This is a genomic window from Pseudomonas sp. GM41(2012), assembly GCF_000282315.2.
Taxonomy (GTDB): domain Bacteria; phylum Pseudomonadota; class Gammaproteobacteria; order Pseudomonadales; family Pseudomonadaceae; genus Aquipseudomonas.
Genome location: NZ_AKJN02000008.1, coordinates 571,723 through 592,317 on the forward strand (window position 1 = coordinate 571,723; position 20,595 = coordinate 592,317).

Below are 20,595 nucleotides of genomic sequence, written 5' to 3' on the forward strand. Positions count from 1 at the left end.
CTTGTGCCTGCCCGCCGTTATCCAGCCTCAACGGAGAGCTCCCCCATGACTGATACCCCCGATCGTGACGAACGTCATCTGGCGCGCATGCTGCGCAAAAAAGCCGTGATCGACGAACGCATCGCCAATTCCCCGAATGAATGCGGCCTGCTGCTGGTGCTGACCGGTAACGGCAAAGGCAAAAGTAGCTCGGCCTTCGGCATGCTCGCCCGGTCCATGGGCCACGGCATGCAGTGTGGCGTGGTGCAGTTCATCAAGGGGCGCAGCAGCACCGGCGAAGAGCTGTTCTTCCGGCGCTTCCCGGAACAGGTGCGTTTTCATGTGATGGGCGAGGGCTTCACCTGGGAAACCCAGGATCGCCAGCGTGACATCGCCGCCGCCGAAGCCGCGTGGGCGGTGTCGCGCGAATTGCTGCGTGATCCGTCGATCGGCCTGGTGGTGCTGGATGAATTGAACATTGCACTCAAGCACGGCTATCTGGATCTCGATCAAGTGCTCAGCGACTTGCAGGCCCGTCCGCCGATGCAGCATGTGGTGGTGACAGGTCGCGGCGCCAAGCCGGAGATGATCGAACTGGCCGACACCGTTACTGAAATGAGCGTGATCAAGCACGCGTTCCAGGCCGGCATCAAAGCGCAAAAAGGCGTCGAGTTGTGAGCTGCACTTTATGAATAGCCATCGTCAATGCCCGGCGGTATTGATTGCCGCGCCGGCCTCCGGTCAGGGCAAGACCACCGTCACCGCCGCACTGGCCCGTTTGCATCGCAATCAGGGGCGCAAAGTGCGCGTGTTCAAATGCGGCCCGGACTTTCTCGACCCGATGATTCTCGAGCGCGCCAGCGGTGCGCCGGTGTATCAACTGGACATGTGGATGGTCGGCGAGCAGGAAAGTCGTCGACTGTTGTGGGAGGCCGCCGGCGAAGCGGATCTGATCCTCATCGAAGGCGTCATGGGGCTGTTCGACGGTACGCCGTCGAGTGCTGATCTGGCGCGGCACTTCGGTGTGCCGGTGCTCGGTGTTATCGACGGCACTGCCATGGCCCAGACCTTTGGCGCACTGGCCCTGGGGCTGGCGAAGTATCAGCCGGACTTGCCGTTTGCCGGTGTGCTGGCCAACCGCGTCGGCACCCTGCGTCACGCGCAATTACTGGAAGGCAGCCTCACTGAAGGCTTGCGCTGGTACGGCGCCTTGTCCCGGGAAACCGGGATCGAATTGCCGAGTCGGCATCTCGGGCTGGTTCAGGCCAGTGAGTTGAACGATCTCGACCTGCGCCTCGATGCAGCGGCTGACGCACTGGCCAGCAGTTGCGAGGTCGCGCTGCCACCAGCGGTGGCATTCGCCGCGCCTGATGTGATCGCTGCAGAACCGTTGCTGGCCGGCGTGCGTATCGCCGTGGCCCGTGACGAAGCGTTTGCCTTCACCTACGGTGCAAGTCTGGATTTGCTGCGAGCCATGGGCGCCGAGTTGTCGTTTTTCTCGCCGATTCGTGACACGCAATTGCCGGAGGCAGACAGCCTCTATCTGCCGGGTGGTTATCCCGAATTGCACCATGTGGCCCTGTCACAGAACACCACGATGCTGGCCGCAATCCGCGCTCACCATACGGCGGGTAAACCATTGTTGGCCGAGTGCGGCGGCATGCTGTATCTGCTCGATTCGTTGACCGATGTCGAGGGCACTCGCGCTGAACTGGTCGGCTTGCTGGCCGGTGATGCGGTGATGCAAAAGCGTCTGGCCGCGTTGGCGTTGCAGGCAGTTGAGTTGCCGGAAGGTTTGTTGCGCGGGCACACGTATCACCACTCGTTGACCAGCACTGAGCTTGAGCCGATTGCTCGTGGGCTGAGCCCGAATGGTGGGCGAGGGGCGGAGGCGGTTTATCGTGAGGGGCGGATGACCGCCTCTTATGTGCACTTCTATTTTCCGTCCAATCCATTGGCGATTGCCGCGCTGTTTGTGCCTGACCATACGGACGCCATCGCGAGCAGGCTCACTCCCACAGGGGACCGCGTTTCTTCAGATAGCACACCTTCCACTGTGGGAGCGAGCCTGCTCGCGAAGAGGCCATGACTGACAACGCCTTTTCCGAAGCTGAACGCGCAGCGGTCTACCGAGCCATCGGCGAACGCCGCGACATGCGTCATTTCAGCGGCGGCACGGTCGAGCCCGAGTTGCTGCGGCGCCTGCTCGAAGCCGCGCATCAGGCGCCGAGTGTCGGCCTGATGCAGCCCTGGCGGTTCATCCGCATCAGCGATCGAGCCCTGCGCGGCAAGATTCAGTTATTGGTGGAGGAAGAACGCCTCCGCACCGCCGAAGCCCTCGGCGAGCGCACCGACGAGTTCATGAAGCTGAAAGTCGAAGGCATCAACGACTGCGCCGAGGTGCTGGTCGCGGCGCTGATGGATGATCGCGAGCGTCACATCTTCGGCCGTCGCACCTTGCCCGAAATGGACATGGCCTCGTTGTCCTGCGCGATCCAGAACCTCTGGCTGGCCTCCCGCGCTGAAGGATTGGGCATGGGCTGGGTCTCGCTGTTCGAGCCGCAAGCCCTGGCGGACCTGTTGGGTCTACCCGCCGGAGCCAAGCCGTTGGCCGTTCTTTGCCTGGGGCCGGTCAAGGAATTCTATCCGGCGCCGATGCTGGTACTCGAAGGCTGGGCGCAGGCGCGTCCGCTCAGTGAGTTGCTGTATGAAAATTATTGGGGAGTAAGTCAATGAGTGTGGCGTTGTTGAGTGTCGCCGCGGTTGCGCTGGATGCGCTGCTGGGTGAACCCAAGCGCTGGCATCCGCTGGTGGCGTTCGGCCGTTTTGCCGACCGCATCGAGCAACGTTTCAATGGTGAAGGTCGCGGCTGGCGCAGCCATGGCGTCACCGCTTGGGTGATTGCAGTGTTGCCGCTGACCCTGCTGGCCACGGCGTTTTCCTGGGCGCCCTATGTCGGCTGGATCGTCGAGATTCTGGTGCTCTATTGCGCCCTCGGCATGCGCAGCCTCGGTGAACACGTCGAGCCGGTGGCCAAGGCGCTGCGCAGTGATGATCTGGACGAGGCGCGCAAACGTGTCAGTTATCTGGTCAGCCGCCAGACCAGCGAACTGGATAAAACCGAAGTCGCCCGCGCCGCTACAGAATCGGTGCTGGAGAACGGCAGCGATGCGGTATTCGCTGCGCTGTTTTGGTTTGCCGTGGCCGGCGCGCCTGGCGTGGTGCTCTACCGTTTGAGCAACACGCTGGATGCGATGTGGGGTTACCGCAATGAACGCTTCGAGCGTTTCGGCTGGGCGGCGGCAAAGATCGACGATGTCCTCAACTATATTCCTGCACGCCTGGTGGCGCTGACCTACGCGCTGCTGGGCAAAACCCGTCTGGCGCTGAAATGTTGGCGTACCCAAGGCCCGACCTGGGACAGCCCGAATGCCGGTCCGGTGATGGCGGCCGGTGCCGGAGCGCTCGGCGTCGAGTTGGGCGGGGCGGCGATTTATCACGGCGAACTGCATCAGCGTCCGCAATTGGGCGAAGGCGAACCGGCGGACGCCGACTCCATCGACCGCGGCTGGCAATTGGTCCAGCGCGGGGTATGGTTATGGTTGCTGATCCTCTGCGTGGGGGCTGAATTTTATGCTTGAGCACGGTGGTCGGTTACGCAAGGCGGCGCTCGAATACGGCATCGCCGAAGCCGAGTGGCTCGACCTGTCCAGCGGCCTCGCGCCCTGGCCGTTTCCGGTCCCGGAGATTCCGTTGCGGGCCTGGGCGCGTTTGCCGGAAACCGACGACGGTCTGGAGCAGGCGGCCTGTGATTATTACGGCGCCGCTCAGGTGCTGCCGGTGGCCGGTTCGCAAATGGCGATCCAGTTGCTGCCGCGTTTGCGCCGGGCGGGCAAGGTCGGCGTGCTCTCGCCGTGTTACGCCGAACACGCCGAAGCGTGGCGCCGCAATGGCTACATCGTGCGTGAAGTGCTGGAGCAGGAAGTCGATTTCTATCTCGACAGCTTCGACGTGCTGGTAGTGGTCAACCCGAACAATCCTACCGGCCTGAGCCTGACACCGACTCGGCTGCTCGACTGGCACTCGCGGCTGGCCCAGCGTGGTGGCTGGCTGGTGGTGGACGAGGCGTTCATGGACAACACGCCGCAGCTGAGCCTGGCACCTTTTGCCAATCGGGTCGGGTTGATCGTGCTGCGTTCCTTCGGCAAATTTTTCGGCCTGGCCGGTGTGCGCCTGGGTTTCGTGCTGGCCGAGCGCAAGTTGCTCAAGTTGCTGGCCGAGCAAGTGGGACCGTGGGCGGTCAGCGGGCCGACGCGGGTGCTGGGTCAGGCCTGTCTGCTGGATACCGAAGGGCATGCCCGGCAGCGGGTTCGCACTGAAGAGGCCAGCGAGCGTCTGGCGCTGTTGCTTGAACACCACGGTTTCAAACCCCAGGGCGGCTGCGCGTTGTTTCAATGGCTGATCACCGAACGCGCCGAAGCCTTGCATGAATTCATGGCTCGGCGCGGCATTCTGCTGCGGTTGTTCACGCACAACAGCAGCCTGCGTTTCGGCTTGCCCGCCGATGAAGCCGACTGGACACGTCTCGCGCAAGCGTTCGAAGCCTACGCTAGGGAAACCCAATGACAACGTTGATGGTGCAGGGCACCACTTCCGACGCCGGTAAAAGTACGCTGGTAACGGCGTTGTGCCGCTGGGTCACGCGTCAGGGCGTCAGCGTCGTGCCGTTCAAGCCACAGAACATGGCGCTCAACAGTGCCGTGACCGCCGACGGTGGCGAGATCGGTCGTGCGCAAGCGGTGCAGGCTCAAGCCGCCAACCTTGAGCCGCACACCGACATGAATCCGGTCCTGCTCAAACCCAACAGCGACACCGGCGCTCAAGTGATCATCCATGGCCGAGCGGTCACAACGATGAACGCGGTCGCGTATCACGACTACAAAGCCATCGCGATGCAAGCAGTGCTGGCCTCTCATGGACGGCTGAGCGCAGCGTATCCAGTGGTCATGGTCGAAGGCGCGGGCTCGCCGGCCGAGATCAATCTGCGTGCCGGCGACATCGCCAACATGGGCTTTGCCGAAGCCGTGGATTGTCCGGTGGTGCTGATTGCTGACATCAATCGCGGTGGGGTTTTCGCGCATCTGGTGGGCACGCTGGAACTGCTGTCGCCCAGCGAGCAGGCGCGGGTCAAAGGCTTCATCATCAACCGGTTTCGTGGCGATATCGCTTTGCTGCAACCGGGCCTCGACTGGCTGGAAGCGCGGACCGGCAAACCGGTGATCGGCGTTCTGCCTTACGTGATGGACCTGCACCTTGAGGCCGAGGACGGCATCGATCAGCGTCAGACCGACAAGGCCGACCAGGTGCTGAAAGTGGTGGTGCCGGTGCTGCCGCGCATCAGCAACCACACCGATTTCGATCCGCTACGCTTGCATCCGCAGGTGGATCTGCAATTTGTCGGCCCCGGTCAGGCAATTCCACCGGCGGACCTGATTATTCTTCCCGGCTCGAAAAGCGTGCGCAGCGACCTCGCGTATCTGCGGGCCAATGGCTGGGACACTGCGATCAGTCGTCATCTGCGTTATGGCGGCAAAGTGCTGGGGATTTGCGGCGGTCTGCAAATGCTCGGCGACCAGGTACACGACCCGCTGGGCCTCGAAGGCGCACCGGGTTCCAGCGTCGGTTTGGGCTTGTTGGCGTTCGAAACCCGGCTCGAAGAAGAGAAGCAATTGCGCAATGTGCGCGGGCGTCTGGCGCTCGAAGACGCGCCGGTCATCGGCTATGAAATTCATGCCGGCGTGACCACCGGGCCGGCGCTGGAAAACGCCGCCGTGCAACTGGACGACGGTCGCTGCGACGGTGCGCAAAGCGTGGACGGGCAGATTTTCGGCACCTATCTGCATGGCCTGTTTGAATCGCCCGCGGCGTGTAGTGCGCTGTTGCGCTGGGCAGGTTTGCAGGCGGTGCAGGACGTGGATTATCACGCGTTACGTGAGCGCGATATCGAGCGGCTGGCGGATCTGGTGGAGAAGCATCTGGATACCCGACTGTTGCGTGAGCTCTGTGGGATTTGAGGGGGTTTGAGAATGTCATCGCGGGCAAGCCATGCTCCTACAGGGGCAAGAGCCGCTCTTGATCCTGTAGGAGCAAGGCTTGCCCGCGATGAGGCCCGTCGCCACACCGCCAATTTGAAGGAATGAACCATGCTGCAACTGATCCTCGGCGGCGCCCGCTCCGGCAAAAGTCGCTTGGCTGAAAAGCTGGCTGCAGACAGTCAATTACACGTGACCTACATCGCCACCAGCCAACCCCTCGACGGTGAAATGAACGAGCGGGTGGCCCATCACCGCGCCCGTCGCCCAGCCGAATGGGCGTTGATCGAAGAACCTGTGGAACTCGCCCGCATCCTGCGCGAAACCGCCAGTGCCGATCAGTGCCTGCTGGTGGATTGCCTGACGTTGTGGATGACCAACCTGCTGATGCTCGACGACGCCGAGCGTCTGTCGGCCGAGCGTGATGCGCTGCTGGACTGCCTGGCGTCGTTGCCGGGTGAAATCATTTTTGTCAGCAACGAGACCGGAATGGGTGTCGTGCCGCTGGGCGAATTGACTCGCCGCTATGTCGATGAAGCCGGTTGGCTGCATCAAGCCTTGGCCGAGCGCTGTCAACGCGTCGTCCTGACCGTCGCCGGCCTGCCCCTGACTTTGAAAGGAACTGCGTTATGACTCAATCCTGGTGGCTGAACCCGTGCAAACCGATCAACGCTCAAGCGGTCGAGCAGGCTGAGGCCCGTCAACAGCAGCTGACCAAACCGGCCGGCTCCCTCGGTCGGCTTGAGTCGGTGGCCGTGCAATTGGCCGGGCTGCAGGGGCAGGTCAAGCCGAGTCTGGATCAGCTGTGGATCGCAATTTTTGCCGGCGACCATGGCGTGGTTGCTGAAGGGGTGTCGGCATTTCCCCAGGAAGTCACCGGGCAGATGTTGCTCAACTTCGTCAGTGGCGGGGCGGCGATCAGCGTGCTGGCGCGGCAACTCGGGGCCTCCCTGGAAGTCGTCGACCTCGGCACGGTCACGCCGTCGTTGAATTTGCCAGGTGTGCGTCACGTCAACATCGGCCCGGGCACGGCGAATTTTGTCGAAGGTCCGGCGATGACGCCGGCTCAAGGCGAACTCGCTTTGCAGGCCGGCCGCGACAGTGTGCAGCGCGCCATCGCGGCGGGAGCGCAGTTGTTTATCGGTGGCGAGATGGGCATCGGCAACACCACCGCGGCCAGCGCGTTGGCCTGTGCCTTGCTCGATTGCCCGGTGGTGCATCTGGCCGGGCCGGGTACAGGTTTGAATGCGGCGGGTGTCAGCCATAAAGCGCAGGTGATCGAACGCGCTTTGGCGTTGCACAGCGCTCAGCGTGGTGATGCGCTGCAAACCTTGTTCAACCTCGGCGGTTTTGAAATTGCGGCTCTGGTCGGCGCGTATCTGGCGTGTGCCCAGGAAGGCGTTGCGGTGCTGGTGGACGGTTTTATTTGCAGCGTCGCGGCGTTGGTGGCGGTGCGCTTGAATCCTGAATGCCGTCAGTGGCTGTTGTTCGGCCATCGCGGCGCCGAGCCGGGTCATCGTCATGTGCTGGAAACCCTCAACGCCGAACCGCTGCTGGACCTCGGCCTGCGTCTGGGCGAGGGCAGTGGTGCCGCGTTGGCCGTGCCGTTGCTGCGTCTGGCGTGCGACCTTCACGGGCAGATGGCGACATTCGCCGAGGCCGCCGTGGCGGATCGTCCGGTATGACCTTGCGCCTGGACCTGTTGCGCCACGGCGAAACCGAACTCGGTGGCGGTTTGCGCGGCAGCCTCGACGATGCGTTGACTGAAAAGGGCTGGGCGCAGATGCGCGCGGCAGTGGTCGAGCAGGGGCCTTGGGATCGTTTGGTCAGCTCGCCACTGCAGCGGTGCGCGCGGTTCGCCGAAGAGCTCGGCGCACAGTTGGGTTTGCCGGTGCAGTTGGATAAAGACCTCCAGGAGCTGCACTTCGGCGTCTGGGAAGGGCAGAGCGCCGCCGCGTTGATGGAAACCGATGCCGAGGCGTTGGGATTGTTTTGGGCCGACCCTTATTCGTTTACGCCGCCTCAGGGTGAGCCGGTGGTGGATTTTTCGACGCGGGTGTTGGCAGCTGTTGAGCGCTTGCAGGCTACTTACGCAGGCGAGCGGGTGTTGCTGATCAGTCACGGCGGGGTCATGCGTTTGTTGCTGGCTCAGGCGCGGGGATTGCCTCGTGAGCAGTTGCTCAACGTCGAAGTCGGGCATGGCGCGTTGTTTTCGCTGACGGTCGAATCCGGCCTGTTGTTAAAGGAAGCGCTCTGACCATGTTGCCGTTCTGGATCGCCCTGCAATTTTTGAGCAGTCTGCCGATTCGTCTGCCGGGCATGCCGGAACCACAGGAATTGGGGCGGTCCTTGCTGTTTTATCCGCTGGTCGGCCTGCTGTTCGGCGGGATTTTGTGGGCGTCCAACTGGCTGCTGCTCGGTACCCCGTTGTTGCTTCACGCCGCGCTGTTGCTGACGGTTTGGGTCCTGCTCAGCGGTGCCTTGCACCTGGATGGCCTGGCCGACAGCGCCGATGCATGGCTCGGTGGGTTCGGAGATCGCGAGCGCACGTTGACGATCATGAAGGACCCGCGCAGCGGGCCGATTGCGGTCGTGACGCTGGTGCTGGTGTTGCTGCTCAAATTCGCCGCGTTGCTGGCATTGATCGAGCAGCAACACGCCGTTGTCCTGATCATTGTCCCGTTGATCGGGCGCAGCGCGATGTTGGGGTTGTTCCTGACCACGCCTTATGTGCGTGCCGGTGGCCTGGGACAAGCGCTGGCCGATCATCTGCCGCGTCTGGCGGGTAAGCAGGTGTTGGCGGTGAGTGCGTTGGCGTGTGTTTTGATTGCCGGCCTCAGCGGCGTATTGGCAGTGGTGCTGGCGGCGCTGGTGTTTGTCTGGCTGCGGCAACTGATGCTGCGCCGATTGGGCGGCACGACGGGCGATACGGCGGGGGCGTTGCTGGAATTGCTGGAAATGGTTTTACTGGTCAGCCTCGCACTGGTTCCGTAGGAGCAAAGCTTGCTCGCGATGGCCGCGCTGCTGTTCTTTCAGGGAAAACGCGTTAACGTTCATCGCGGGCAAGCCTTGCTCCTACAGGTAATTTGTATCAAAAATTTGCATTCATTTAACCGCGGGTATATACACGCACCATGCTCGACTCCCAATGTTTATGCATCAACCTGCGTCGCGCCGCCCGTGGCGTCAGCAGGCATTACGACGGCGCTCTCGACGGCTTCGGGATCAACGTCGCCCAGTATTCTCTGCTGTGTAATCTGCAGCGTCTGGATAAACCGAGTATTTCCACGTTGGCCGAGGCCATGGGGCTGGATCGTAGCACCTTGGGGCGCAATCTGCGGGTGCTGGAAGGCGAAGGCCTGCTGAAGCTGGTCGAGGGCGAAGACATGCGTAACCGCATCGTCATGCTCACCGAGGCCGGTGTTGAGCGGCTGAAAGCGGCCTTGCCCGCGTGGGAAGCGGCGCAACAGCGGTTGATTGACCGTTTGGGTGCCGAGAAACGCGAAACCTTGCTGCGACTGCTGGACGAACTGGCGTGATGCCGGTTTTTCCGATCTTAAGCGGGTATATACCCGCTACCGGAGAATAAGAATGACATCGATGTGGCGTACGTGTGGTTGGGTTTTGTTGGGGAGTGCGCTGATTCTTGCGTTGTCCTTGGGGGTAAGACACGGCTTCGGGCTGTTTCTGGCGCCGATGAGTGCCGAGTTCGGTTGGGGGCGTGAGACGTTTGCCTTCGCCATTGCTTTGCAGAACCTGATCTGGGGCCTGGCGCAGCCATTCACCGGCGCGCTGGCCGACCGCTTTGGTGCCGCGAAAGTGGTGTTGGTCGGCGGTGTCTTGTATGCATTGGGCCTGGTGTTCATGGGCCTGTCGGATTCCGCCGTGACCTTGTCCCTGAGTGCCGGCCTGTTGATCGGCATCGGTCTGTCCGGTACCTCGTTCTCGGTGATCCTCGGCGTAGTCGGCCGTGCAGTGCCGCCAGAGAAACGCAGCATGGGCATGGGCATTGCCAGCGCTGCCGGCTCTTTCGGTCAATTCGCCATGTTGCCCGGCACGCTGGGGTTGATCGGCTGGCTCGGCTGGTCCGCTGCATTGCTGGTGTTGGGCCTGTTGGTGGCACTGATTGTGCCGCTGGTGAGCATGCTCAAGGACAAGCCGCTGCCGGTGCTCGGTCATGAGCAAACGCTGTCCGAAGCATTGCACGAGGCCTGTTCCCATTCGGGATTCTGGCTGCTGGCGTTCGGCTTTTTTGTCTGCGGTTTTCAGGTGGTATTCATCGGCGTGCACTTGCCGGCTTATCTGGTGGATCAGCATCTTCCGGCGAGCGTCGGCACCACGGTGCTGGCGTTGATCGGGCTGTTCAATATTTTCGGGACCTACACGGCGGGCTGGCTGGGCGGACGGATGTCCAAGCCACGTTTGCTTACGGGCCTGTATCTGCTGCGGGCAGTGGTGATCGGGTTGTTCCTGTGGGCGCCCGTCACGACGACCACCGCGTACCTGTTTGGCATGACGATGGGCTTCCTGTGGCTGTCGACGGTGCCCTTGACCAACGGCACCGTCGCGACCTTGTTCGGCGTGCGAAATCTGTCCATGCTCGGTGGGATTGTTTTCCTGTTTCACCAGCTCGGATCGTTCCTAGGCGGCTGGTTGGGCGGGGTGGTGTATGACCGAACCGGGAGCTATGACTTGATCTGGCAAGTGGCGATTCTCTTGAGCCTGTTGGCCGCCGCCCTGAACTGGCCGGTGCGTGAGCGGCCGGTGGCGCGCCTGCAAACACAGATGAGTGCGATATGAACAGTCTCTGGCCGCGGATCGCTGTCGTCGCTGTCTGCGCGTTGCTGCTGGCCCTGTCGTGGTGGGGCTGGCATCAGGGCGGGCTGGCGCTGATGCAACTGGGCATGGGTGCTTGCTAGCAGGATGTGAGGGCGAGTAACTTCGGTTTGGACGACTTCTCGAGGATGCCCCCACATGCTGATGCGCTGGCTCGCAGTTCCCGCGTTACTGGTAGCGTTTAGTGGATTGGCTCAAGCGGCCGAGTGCCCGGAGCTTTTGCAGGGCTCGTTGCCCAAGTTGCGCGCCAAGGAATCCATCGACCTGTGCCAGCGCTTCGCCGGCAAACCGCTGGTGGTGGTCAATACCGCGAGCTTCTGTGGTTTCGCCCCGCAGTTCAAAGGCCTTGAGGCGCTGAATCAGCGTTACAAGGATCAGGGGCTGGAAGTAATCGGCGTTCCGTCCAACGACTTCAAGCAAGAGTCCAAGGATGGCGAAGAGACTGCCAAGGTCTGCTACGTGAACTACGGCGTGACGTTCACCATGACTGAACCGCAGAAAGTCCGCGGTAATGACGCGACGCACTTGTTCAAGATCATCGCCGGGCAGAGCACCGCGCCGAAGTGGAACTTCTACAAGTACGTGGTCGATCGCAAGGGCCAGGTAATCGCCAATTTCTCCAGCCTGACCAAGCCTGACGATCCCGAGTTCATCGCCGCGGTGGAGAAAGCCCTGGCCTCGCAACCCTGATTGACGCCCATTAAAAAGCCCCGCCTCTGTACAAGAGAACGGGGCTTTTTCAATTCAGGCGGCGAGCGGTTCAGGTTCGCCGTGAATCATCAGAAGCGGTAGGTCGCGCCAACACCGAAACCGTTCGCACTGTTTTCGTACTTGGCGTTGTAGGACTGGCCCAAAGCGTTAGCGCGGTTGACAGTGACAGATTCTTCCTTGAGGTAAGAGTAAGCCACATCAATGGTCCAGTCGTCGGTTGGGTTGAAGCCCGCACCGACACTGAAGATGGTCCGGTCGCCGGTAGGAATGCGTGGCGAACGATCAGTGTTGTTGGTGGGCGACTGGTCAAAGGAGAGACCGGTACGCAGTACCCACTGCTTGTTCAGCTGGTAGGAAGTACCCAGGGCGTAGGCCCAGGTGTCATGCCAGTTCTGGTCTTCCTTGATGGTACCAACGATTTGTGGGGCGAGGGCACCACCGCTAAGTGCGGTTACGCCTTCGTTGTTGACCGTGATGTCTTTCAGGCGGCTCCAGCGAGTCCAGGTAGCACCGGCATAGAGCTTCCAGGCATCATTTATATCTTGAGTCACGGAAAGGTCATAGGACTCAGGTGTTTCGATCTTCAGCGAGGCATCGTAACGGTTGGATTTGAGCACCTGAGGTGGCACGCCAGCGCCGGCAGTCACATCGGTGTGGCCGTCGAGCTTGTAGTTCACTTTCGAGTGATAGGTCAGGCCCACGCGAGTGGTGTCGGTGGCTTGCACCAGGACGCCGGCGTTAAAGCCCAAGGCCGTATCGTCGCCCTTGATCTCCACATTGTTATCACCAGTCCGGGGGATAGGGAGAGCAATGTCCGATTCCAGGGTGCCGGAAATCCGGTTGATGGTAGGGCCAAAACCGATCGAAACTTTATCGTTGAAAGCGTAGCTGACGGTTGGCTGCAGAGTGATGACTTTGACTTCACTCTTGCTGCCGAAAGCGCGGCCCTGAAAGCCGTTTTCGTAGTCGGTGATCAGCCCGAACGGAGCGTAGACACCCAAACCAAAAGCCCATTCATCGTTGATTTTATTTGTATAGAAACCCATCGGCACTGAAGTGAACGGAACCATATCGCCTTTGTTGGTTCCGCTTGAACGGCCGCTGGTATCGCTGATATCGCTCGAGGCGTCGATCGCTGCGATACCGCCAGTGATTTGTTGGCCTTTGAGGCGGGCCATACCGGCAGGGTTGCCAAAAACTGTACTTGCATCATCGGCAGATGAAGAGCGCCCCGCAAAACCTGTCCCCATCCCGCTGATGCTTTGTTCGTTAAGGGCAAAGCCACTGGCGAAGATCTGAGTGGATGCCAAGGTAACGGCGAGGCTAAGGGTGGTTTTGAGCATTACTTTTTTCATTATTAGAACTCCTGGTGATCACCGGGGCGAAAATTACCAACATTTTCGTCCCAGCGCTATAGGCTGTATCGCTTGATTTAGAGCGGTTTTGTAGGACAATCCGACCAAAATCGCAGCCGTTGCGCGATCTTGTGGAAACAGCAGATCAGCAGGCGACCAGATTCAGCGGTGAAACACAGGTTTGCCAGGCGCAGGTGAAGTCTCTCAGGCGTCCTTGAGGCTGGAAGGTCTGGCGCCAGATGCGGGCCATTCCCAGTAGGTCGTCTGCTTCGGGGAGGGGGGTGTTCTGTTCTTCTACCAGCAGCCAGGCGATGGCTGTGGCGTAACGCAGGTTGACGGTCAATTCGAGGTGCGGACCACTCAGGAACGCATGTTGGCTGGCCAGGCCGCGAACCAGGCTTGCGCGTTCCGGGTCAAGCGCCAGGTAGTGGTCCCAAAGTGCTTGATGGCGGAGTTCGGCGATTCGGTACAGGCCGTGTCCACGGCGGTCATGCAGGGCAGTACCAAGGGCTGACTGGCTGGCGGCGACGCCCAGCAGCAGGGATTCGGCAGTTGCGCTATGGCACCCGAGGTAAATCAATGTCGGGCGGATCACATAACGGCACAGTTCGCTGGCAGCGATACCCATAAAGCCCTCGAAACATGAAATGGTCGGCGATACCTGAAGAGGCCTTGGCAGCGGGTGAATCGACTCAGGCTCGCCGGAAGCGGCTGAAGCCGCTTGAGTTGAAGTGTAGTGTCATATTCGCGCCGTAAAGGTCTGTTTTTAAAATATTTCCGGCTGCGAGTTATAACCGTTATATCGGTTTGTGCTTAGGCGGCAGCGGCGAAAAGAGAAATATCGGGCAATAAAAAGCCCCGCTTTTTGAGCGAGGCTTTTGAGGTTTTCAGTCTTTCTGGCGTATCAGGCAACCAGTGCCTGACGGGTACGCTCGATCACGGCCTGCAGCGGCTCGGCGCTGGAGTATTGATCGGGGTACAGGCGTTCGCTGTGACGAGCGATGCCGTGTTCGTTGACCAGAGTGAAGCTGAAGCAGCCTTTGCGAGCGGCCATGATCAGGCAGTTCATTGGTGCAAAAGCGTTGGTTAGGGTGCGAATGGCATCCTGGGTGTGGATTTGAGTAGACATAGTCATTGGGTGTTCCTACAAGCGACACGGATAAGAACCGTGCAAAGTTAAAACGTTCCAGTGACGACGACCACCATTGGTCGAACGAAGAACCCGACTGGAACAAAGCAGCCAGTTTGAAGCGCTGATAAATTGGCGCGCTTGGGCTGGCAGGTAGGTACTTAGGAGGGCAGGCAACACATCAAGGGCAAAGGTTCTGGGCCCAGGGTGAAGATCCTGATCAATTTGCAGGTTGGTTCGGTCAGAGTAAGTGAGCTTCGCAACACCCTTTGCTTTCGATTCAAAGGCTGTGTTGACGCAAGGTTTACCTGGAAACCATCGAGGTGGTCGATCCCGCTTTGTCGGTGGAGGCTTCCTTTGGGAAGGCTGACCGGGGGGATTTGTTCGACCAGAATTGACTTTCAGCTTGGTACTAACGCCGCGGATACTAACGGATTGAATTGCTGAAGGGAAGTGTGTTAGCAAAATAGTTCTGAGAACGCCCTCATTCAACGTCCGGATTGGCGCCCGGAAACAGCCATGACCCGCAGACTTGCCCTGTAATAGCACAAATTCCGACCATTGGTAGTTACGGCTCATCGGGCCAGGACCAGCCTGGATCACGGGTTTGCCAAGGTTTATCCCCAGGTGCAGGCAAAAAATGCGCCGAAAAAGCGCATCGATATAACTGCCTCGAAGGGACTTGTGCACATAAGTGACGGTGGGCGTCACGCCGCTGTCATCTCCCCTTCAAATGCAGTGGGTGCCTGTAACCAAAATTTAAGTCAATGAAAAACATCGCTTTTTTTTACTGGTGAAAAAATCGTCAGTTTGACTGCGGGCCCCATTCCATACGGCTTTGCGAGAGTTCAAGGGCGGTTGTCCACTGAGTTATCCACAGCTTCTGTGGATTGTCCCGAGCGCTTGCTCTAGGACGGGCGTGCCGGGTTTTTTTAGACTTTACCTGTAAGAAAAAAAGAGTAGAGTGGCGCGCCTTCCGATCTGCCCCACAGTGCTTTATGAAGTTTCGCTCAGTATCAGTCTCTGCAACCTCCACACCTCCCGGCATTACCCCGCCCAAGCGCTTTTCGATGCGGGTGGCCGAGTGGCTGCTGGACAGCCCGCGGCTGGGCGAAAACCCCAACGTCAAACACTTCGCCGGACGGTTGCTCAAGCAGCCAGCCCGTGAAGGGGTCGTGGCCGCGCAAAGCCGTCTCGGTCAACTGATGTGCCGTGAATGCGGGAATGCCCGGGATCGTCGTATCGGTCAGGACCTTCTGCGTTCGGCCGCGCGGGCAGGGGATCGGCGCGCCCAGCAAGAACTGGGTCTGATCGAAGACTGAGCTGTCCAAGACCTGACGCCTTGGTTAACCTTCAAGCTTTATTTCATTGGCAGGAGTGGCTATGGCTATGGACTTGACCAGCGCATTGCTCGGTCTGGCGGGCGCTGCGCTGCCGTTACTGGTACTGGCCTGGCAACTTCAGCGGCGAGCGAGCACCACGCAGTCAGAGGTTGCACTGCTGGAAGAACGTCTGGCCATGGCCCATCTGGCTCAGGATGGATTGAACGCGCAACTCGAAGCCTGTCGCGATGAAATCGGTGATCTGGGCCAGGCCAACGCCGCCAAACAGGCAGACCTGGCCGCCGTACGCCGTGAAGTCGAACTGCTGCAGATCGAACGTGACGACGCACGCGACGCCGCCCACGCCTGGAATCTGGAACGCGCCGGCAAAGAGGCTGAGTTGCGTCGTCTGGACGCCCAGGCCGCTTCGCTCAACGCCGAGCTGCGTGAGCAGCAGGAAAGCCATCAGCAACGCCTTAACGACCTGCAGGGCTCGCGAGACGAGCTGCGAGCGCAGTTCGCCGAGCTGGCCGGCAAGATCTTCGACGAGCGCGAGCAGCGTTTTGCCGAAACCAGTCAACAACGCCTCGGTCAGTTGCTCGATCCATTGAAGGAACGCATCCAGTCCTTCGAAAAACGCGTCGAAGAAAGTTATCAGGCAGAAGCCCGCGAACGTTTTTCCCTGGCCAAGGAACTGGAGCGGCTGCAACAGCTGAACCTGCGCCTGAGCGACGAAGCCACCAACCTGACCCGCGCCTTGAAAGGGCAGAAAACCCAAGGCAACTGGGGCGAGTTGATTCTTGAGCGGGTGCTTGAACACGCGGGCCTGGAGAAGGGGCGCGAGTACCAGACCCAGGTCAACCTCAAGGGGCCGGACGGTGAGCGTTTCCAGCCGGACGTGATCATTTATCTGCCGGGCGACAAACAGGTGGTGGTCGACTCCAAGGTCAGCCTCACGGCCTATCAGCAATACGTCGCGGCCGAAGACGATGCCATCGGCCAGATCGCCATCAAGCAGCACGTGCTGTCCTTGCGCACTCACGTCAAAGGGCTGGCCGGCAAGGATTACAAGCGTCTCGACGGTTTGCACAGCCTGGATTTCGTCCTGCTCTTCGTACCGATTGAAGCGGCGTTTTCCGCCGCATTGCAGGCTGAGCCGACGCTGTTTCAGGAGGCCTTCGATCGCAACATCGTGATCGTCAGTCCGACCACTTTGCTGGCGACCCTGCGCGTCATCGACAGCCTGTGGAAGCAGGAGCGCCAGAGCCAAAACGCCCGGGAAATCGCCGAGCGGGCCGGGTGGCTGTACGACAAGTTTGTGTTGTTCATCCAGGATCTGGATGAAGTCGGCAATCGCCTACAACAATTGGACAAAGCCTACAGCTCTGCGCGCAACAAGCTGACGGAAGGCCGCGGCAATCTGGTCAGCCGCGCCGAGCAGCTCAAGTTGCTTGGCGCGCGGGCGAGCAAGAGCCTGCCGGCAGACTTGCTGGAACGGGCGATGACCGATGTGGATGGTTTGGCCGAGTTGCCGGAGTAGCCAAAAAGGCATCGCGAGCAGGCTCGCTCCCACATTTTTGACCGAGTTATCCGGACGAACACGGTCAAATGTGGGAGCGAGCCTGCTCGCGATGGCGGCAGTGGCTCCACCACAAGACTCAAAGCTGTCGCGCTACAACGGCAAATGCCGACTCAACAACGCCCGCAACGCCGCCGGTTTCACCGGTTTAGCCAAATAATCCAGCCCCGCCGCATGCACCTGTGCCACCGTCTCCGGTCGCCCATCGGCGCTGATCACTACCCCTGGCACTGGCTCACCCAATCGGGTTCGCAGCCATGCCATCAGTTCGGTCCCGGTCTCGCCATCGTCCAGGTGGTAATCCACTAAGGCCAATTGAGGTCGCATCCCGTCGCTGAGCAGCGCCGCGCATTCATCGCGGTTGCGTGCGGTCCAGACCTGACAACCCCAGCGCGTGAGCAAACTGTTCATGCCGATCAGGATGCTGTCTTCGTTGTCGATGCACAGCACCTGCGAGCCGCTCAGCAATTTGCCATTGAGTTCGGCGACCTTAGTCGGGATCGCGGTTTGCGCCCGAGCCAACGGCACACTGACACTGAACACGCTACCGCGCCCCGGCCAGGAGCGTACGCGCAAGGTATGACCGAGCACGCGGCACAACCCGTCGGCGATCGCCAGGCCCAGCCCCAGGCCTTTTTCAGCGCGCGTCTGGTGGCTGTCGAGGCGTTTGAACTCTTCGAAAATGACCTGCTGTTTATCCACAGGAATGCCCGGACCACGGTCCCAGACTTCCAGGCACAGCTCGCCCTTGCGTCGGCGAACCCCCAGCAGCACCGGGCCTTTGGCGTAGCGGAAGGCATTGGTCAGGAAGTTCTGCAGGATTCGCCGCAACAGTTTGATGTCGCTGTCGACGCGCAACGTACTGCCCCTGACGCGGAATTTCAGCCCCTGGTCGCGGGCCAGCGCCTTGAACTCGGCACCGAGGACATCGAACATCTCATTGAGCACGAACGGTTTGGGATCAGGGTTGATCTTGCCGTTTTCCAGACGGGAAATGTCTAGCAGGTCGCTGATCAAGTCCTCGGCCGAGCGCAGTGAAGTGTCCAGATGATGGACCAGTTTCTGCGCCTCACCGGAGAGGCCATCGTCCTGGTGGGAAAGGGCGGCCGAGAACAGTCGCGCCGCGTTCAACGGTTGCATCAAGTCGTGGCTGACCGCCGCCAGGAAGCGGGTTTTAGACTGGTTGGCCGACTCCGCGGTGCCCTTGGCTTCGGTCAGGGCGAGGTTGAGTTGCGACAGTTCGTGGGTCCGCTCGGTGACCCGTCGCTCCAGGCCCTCGTTGGCTTCGGTCAGCGCTTGCTCCGCCTCGCGGAACGCGGTGATGTCGGTGAAACTCATGACAAAACCGCCGCCTGGCATCGGGTTGCCGATCAGCTCGATCACACGGCCATTGGGGAAAAGTCTTTCAGAAGTATGGGCGCGGCCCTGACGCATCCAGTGCAAGCGCCGTGCGACGTGCACTTCGGCTTCGCCGGGACCGCACAGGCCGCGCTCGGCGTTGTAGCGAATGATGTCGGCAATCGGCCGGCCAAGCCTGATCAGTCCATCCGGGTAGTTGAACAGCTCCAGATAGCGCCGGTTCCAGGCCACCAGTTTCAGCGACTGGTCGACCACACTGATGCCTTGGGTGATGTTCTCGATCGCGCCTTGCAGCAGCGCGCGGTTGAATTGCAGCACTTCCGAGGCTTCGTCGGCGATTCGGACGACGTCCTCGAGTTGCATTTCCCTACCTTCGATGGCGGCTTTTACCACCGCCCGGGTCGAAGAAGCGCCGAGTACACCGGCCAGCAAGCGTTCGGTATGGGCGATCCATTCCCCGTCGGCGTTCTGGTTCGGGTTGAAGCCTTTGCCCTGACGGTAGGCGAAGCGGATAAAACTCTGACGGGCGCGTTCTTCGCCGACGAAGCGTGCGGCCAGCTGCAACAAATCGTCGATCTGCACCGACAGCATCGAACGGGCGCTGGGGCGGGCGCTGATTTCCTGACCGATGAAGCGACCCGCCTGCCAATGTTCCGAAACCCTCGTGCGCGACAGCACCGACACCCAGGCGAACAGCGTGAAGTTGCCCGCAAGAGACAGCACCACGCCTTGGGTCAGCGGGGTAATCGGCAGGTGCAACGGGTTGCTGTGTAACCAGGCCAGGCCGGGGAAACTGCTCAGCGACAAGCCGAGGCTGTTGGCGGCAATCGGCAGGATCAAGGTGTAGAACCACAGGAACGTCCCGGCGGCGAGACCAGCGAACACACCGCGACGATTGGCCTGTTTCCAGTACAGCGCGCCGAGCATGGCCGGGGCCAGTTGGGTCACGGCGGCGAAGGCGATCTGGCCGATGGTCGCCAGGCTCGCCGTCGAGCCGAGCAGGCGATAACTGACGTAGGCCAGCAGCAGAATCACCACAATGCTCACTCGGCGCACCGAGAGCATCCACTGGCGGAACACTTCAAACGGCCGCTCGGCGTTGTTGCGCCGCAGCAACCATGGCAACAGCATGTCGTTGGAGACCATGGTCGACAACGCCACGCTGGCGACAATCACCATGCCGGTCGCCGCCGAGGCGCCACCGATAAACGCCAGCATTGCCAGGGCAGGATGGGCTTGAGCCAACGGCAGGCTGATGACAAAAGAGTCCGGCAGCACCGAGCTCGGCAACAGCATCTGACCGGCGAGGGCGATGGGCACGACGAACAGCGCTGCCAGCGCCAGATAGGCTGGAAACACCCATTTGGCCAGGCGCAGATCCTGAGGGTCGATGTTTTCCACCACGGTCACGTGGAACTGCCGCGGCAGGCAGATGATTGCCATCATCGCCACGCCGGTCTGCACCACCATCGACGGCCAGTTGATGGTTTCCTTCCAATACTCTTCGAGGCGCGGGGCGAGCATGGCCTGGTCGAACAGGTCGTCGAAACCGTCGTACAGGCCGTAAGTCACGAACGCGCCGACCGCGAGAAAGGCAAACAACTTGACCAGAGATTCGAACGCAATCGCCAGCACCATGCCGCGGTGGTGCTCCGTGGCGTCGAGGTTGCGGGTGCCGAAGACGATGGTGAACAGCGCCAGCACCAGCGACACGATCAACGCCGTGTCTTGGGCGCGAGTGCCCATGGCGTCGGCACCGGCGCCGATCAGCAAGTTCACCCCGAGCACGATGCCCTTGAGTTGCAGCGCGATGTAGGGCAACACGCCGACCAGGCAGATCAGCGCCACCACCACGGCCAGCGACTGGGATTTGCCATAACGCGCGGCGATGAAGTCGGCAATGGAGGTGATGTTCTCCTGTTTGCTGATCATCACCATTTTTTGCAGGACCCACGGCGCGCACACCAGCAACAGGATCGGCCCGAGGTAGATCGGCAGGAAAGACCAGAGTTGTTCGGCGGCCTGGCCCACGGCGCCAAAGAAGGTCCAGCTGGTGCAATAGACGGCCAGCGACAGGCTGTACACCCAGGCGCGCACTCGCGGCGGCAACGGTGTGCTGCGACGGTCGCCGTAGAAGGCGATGGCGAACATGATGGCCATATAGGCCAGGGCGACGGCGGCGATCAGCCCGCTGGACAGCGACATGGGAACTCCAGACAAAAGACACCCGGGA

Annotated in this window: 20 protein-coding genes; 16 read left to right on the forward strand and 4 right to left on the reverse strand. The window is 60.8% G+C overall.

The annotated features are described in order from the left end of the window. The first annotated feature begins 45 nt into the window (after positions 1-45). The 14 genes from cobO (at position 46) to PMI27_RS05630 (ending at position 11,597) form a co-directional block, all read left to right on the forward strand. On the forward strand, positions 46-657 hold the full coding sequence (gene cobO / locus PMI27_RS05690; RefSeq protein WP_008148657.1) for a cob(I)yrinic acid a,c-diamide adenosyltransferase: 612 nt from the start codon (positions 46-48) through the stop codon (positions 655-657). 10 nt (positions 658-667) lie between these two features. Further along, the gene (locus PMI27_RS05685; RefSeq protein ID WP_008148659.1) at positions 668-2,068 is read left to right on the forward strand and encodes a cobyrinate a,c-diamide synthase; all 1,401 of its coding nucleotides are present in this window, start codon (positions 668-670) and stop codon (positions 2,066-2,068) included. Then, positions 2,065-2,715 (forward strand): 5,6-dimethylbenzimidazole synthase, encoded by a 651-nt coding sequence (gene bluB / locus PMI27_RS05680; RefSeq protein WP_008148660.1) that lies wholly within the window; start codon positions 2,065-2,067, stop codon positions 2,713-2,715. Before PMI27_RS05685 ends, bluB begins: the two co-directional genes overlap by 4 nt. Continuing rightward, entirely contained in the window at positions 2,712-3,620 is a 909-nt protein-coding gene (gene cbiB / locus PMI27_RS05675; RefSeq protein WP_008148663.1) for an adenosylcobinamide-phosphate synthase CbiB, read from the forward strand. The genes bluB and cbiB overlap by 4 nt, the downstream gene beginning before the upstream one ends. Continuing rightward, complete coding sequence (cobD, locus tag PMI27_RS05670; protein ID WP_008148665.1) at positions 3,613-4,605, forward strand: threonine-phosphate decarboxylase CobD; 993 nt, start codon at positions 3,613-3,615, stop codon at positions 4,603-4,605. The genes cbiB and cobD overlap by 8 nt, the downstream gene beginning before the upstream one ends. Next, positions 4,602-6,053 carry a cobyric acid synthase gene (locus PMI27_RS05665; protein ID WP_008148668.1) on the forward strand — a complete coding sequence of 484 codons (1,452 nt, stop codon included), beginning with the start codon at positions 4,602-4,604 and terminating at the stop codon, positions 6,051-6,053. The genes cobD and PMI27_RS05665 overlap by 4 nt, the downstream gene beginning before the upstream one ends. Before the next feature lie 129 nt (positions 6,054-6,182). Next, positions 6,183-6,704, forward strand: a complete 522-nt coding sequence (cobU, locus tag PMI27_RS05660) for a bifunctional adenosylcobinamide kinase/adenosylcobinamide-phosphate guanylyltransferase (protein WP_008148670.1) — start codon at positions 6,183-6,185, stop codon at positions 6,702-6,704. Continuing rightward, positions 6,701-7,756, forward strand: a complete 1,056-nt coding sequence (gene cobT / locus PMI27_RS05655; RefSeq protein ID WP_008148673.1) for a nicotinate-nucleotide--dimethylbenzimidazole phosphoribosyltransferase — start codon at positions 6,701-6,703, stop codon at positions 7,754-7,756. The genes cobU and cobT overlap by 4 nt, the downstream gene beginning before the upstream one ends. Then, positions 7,753-8,328, forward strand: coding sequence for an alpha-ribazole phosphatase family protein (gene cobC / locus PMI27_RS05650; protein ID WP_008148676.1), 576 nt, complete (start codon positions 7,753-7,755; stop codon positions 8,326-8,328). The genes cobT and cobC overlap by 4 nt, the downstream gene beginning before the upstream one ends. Before the next feature lie 2 nt (positions 8,329-8,330). Then, positions 8,331-9,065: an adenosylcobinamide-GDP ribazoletransferase gene (locus PMI27_RS05645; protein WP_008148678.1), complete on the forward strand. Its 735-nt coding sequence runs from the start codon at positions 8,331-8,333 to the stop codon at positions 9,063-9,065. 140 nt (positions 9,066-9,205) lie between these two features. Continuing rightward, entirely contained in the window at positions 9,206-9,610 is a 405-nt protein-coding gene (locus tag PMI27_RS05640) for a MarR family winged helix-turn-helix transcriptional regulator (protein WP_008148679.1), read from the forward strand. Positions 9,611-9,662: 52 nt separating this feature from the next. Next, positions 9,663-10,871 carry an MFS transporter gene (locus PMI27_RS05635; protein ID WP_008148680.1) on the forward strand — a complete coding sequence of 403 codons (1,209 nt, stop codon included), beginning with the start codon at positions 9,663-9,665 and terminating at the stop codon, positions 10,869-10,871. Beyond that, entirely contained in the window at positions 10,868-10,990 is a 123-nt protein-coding gene (locus PMI27_RS32290; protein ID WP_008148682.1) for a hypothetical protein, read from the forward strand. Before PMI27_RS05635 ends, PMI27_RS32290 begins: the two co-directional genes overlap by 4 nt. A gap of 55 nt (positions 10,991-11,045) precedes the next feature. Beyond that, positions 11,046-11,597 (forward strand): glutathione peroxidase, encoded by a 552-nt coding sequence (locus PMI27_RS05630; RefSeq protein WP_008148685.1) that lies wholly within the window; start codon positions 11,046-11,048, stop codon positions 11,595-11,597. An 89-nt stretch (positions 11,598-11,686) separates the two neighbouring features. Here the strand turns inward: PMI27_RS05630 and PMI27_RS05625 are convergent, their stop codons facing one another. The 3 genes from PMI27_RS05625 to PMI27_RS05615 all read right to left on the reverse strand — a co-directional run bounded on the left by PMI27_RS05625 (position 11,687) and on the right by PMI27_RS05615 (position 14,102). After that, on the reverse strand, positions 11,687-12,973 hold the full coding sequence (locus PMI27_RS05625; RefSeq protein WP_008148686.1) for an OmpP1/FadL family transporter: 1,287 nt from the start codon (positions 12,971-12,973) through the stop codon (positions 11,687-11,689). A gap of 145 nt (positions 12,974-13,118) precedes the next feature. Next, positions 13,119-13,601, reverse strand: a complete 483-nt coding sequence (locus tag PMI27_RS05620) for a hypothetical protein (RefSeq protein WP_008148688.1) — start codon at positions 13,599-13,601, stop codon at positions 13,119-13,121. A 276-nt stretch (positions 13,602-13,877) separates the two neighbouring features. Next, positions 13,878-14,102: a hypothetical protein gene (locus PMI27_RS05615; RefSeq protein ID WP_007898912.1), complete on the reverse strand. Its 225-nt coding sequence runs from the start codon at positions 14,100-14,102 to the stop codon at positions 13,878-13,880. Positions 14,103-15,100: 998 nt separating this feature from the next. Between PMI27_RS05615 and PMI27_RS05610 the strand changes: the two genes are divergently transcribed. Both PMI27_RS05610 and rmuC read left to right on the forward strand, forming a co-directional pair. After that, on the forward strand, positions 15,101-15,424 hold the full coding sequence (locus PMI27_RS05610; RefSeq protein WP_081757437.1) for a sel1 repeat family protein: 324 nt from the start codon (positions 15,101-15,103) through the stop codon (positions 15,422-15,424). A gap of 175 nt (positions 15,425-15,599) precedes the next feature. After that, entirely contained in the window at positions 15,600-16,964 is a 1,365-nt protein-coding gene (gene rmuC / locus PMI27_RS05605; protein WP_166675829.1) for a DNA recombination protein RmuC, read from the forward strand. 132 nt (positions 16,965-17,096) lie between these two features. On the opposite strand, the gene PMI27_RS05600 is transcribed toward rmuC, so the two are convergent. Then, positions 17,097-20,567, reverse strand: a complete 3,471-nt coding sequence (locus PMI27_RS05600; protein ID WP_008148694.1) for a hybrid sensor histidine kinase/response regulator — start codon at positions 20,565-20,567, stop codon at positions 17,097-17,099. Positions 20,568-20,595 lie beyond the last annotated feature (28 nt).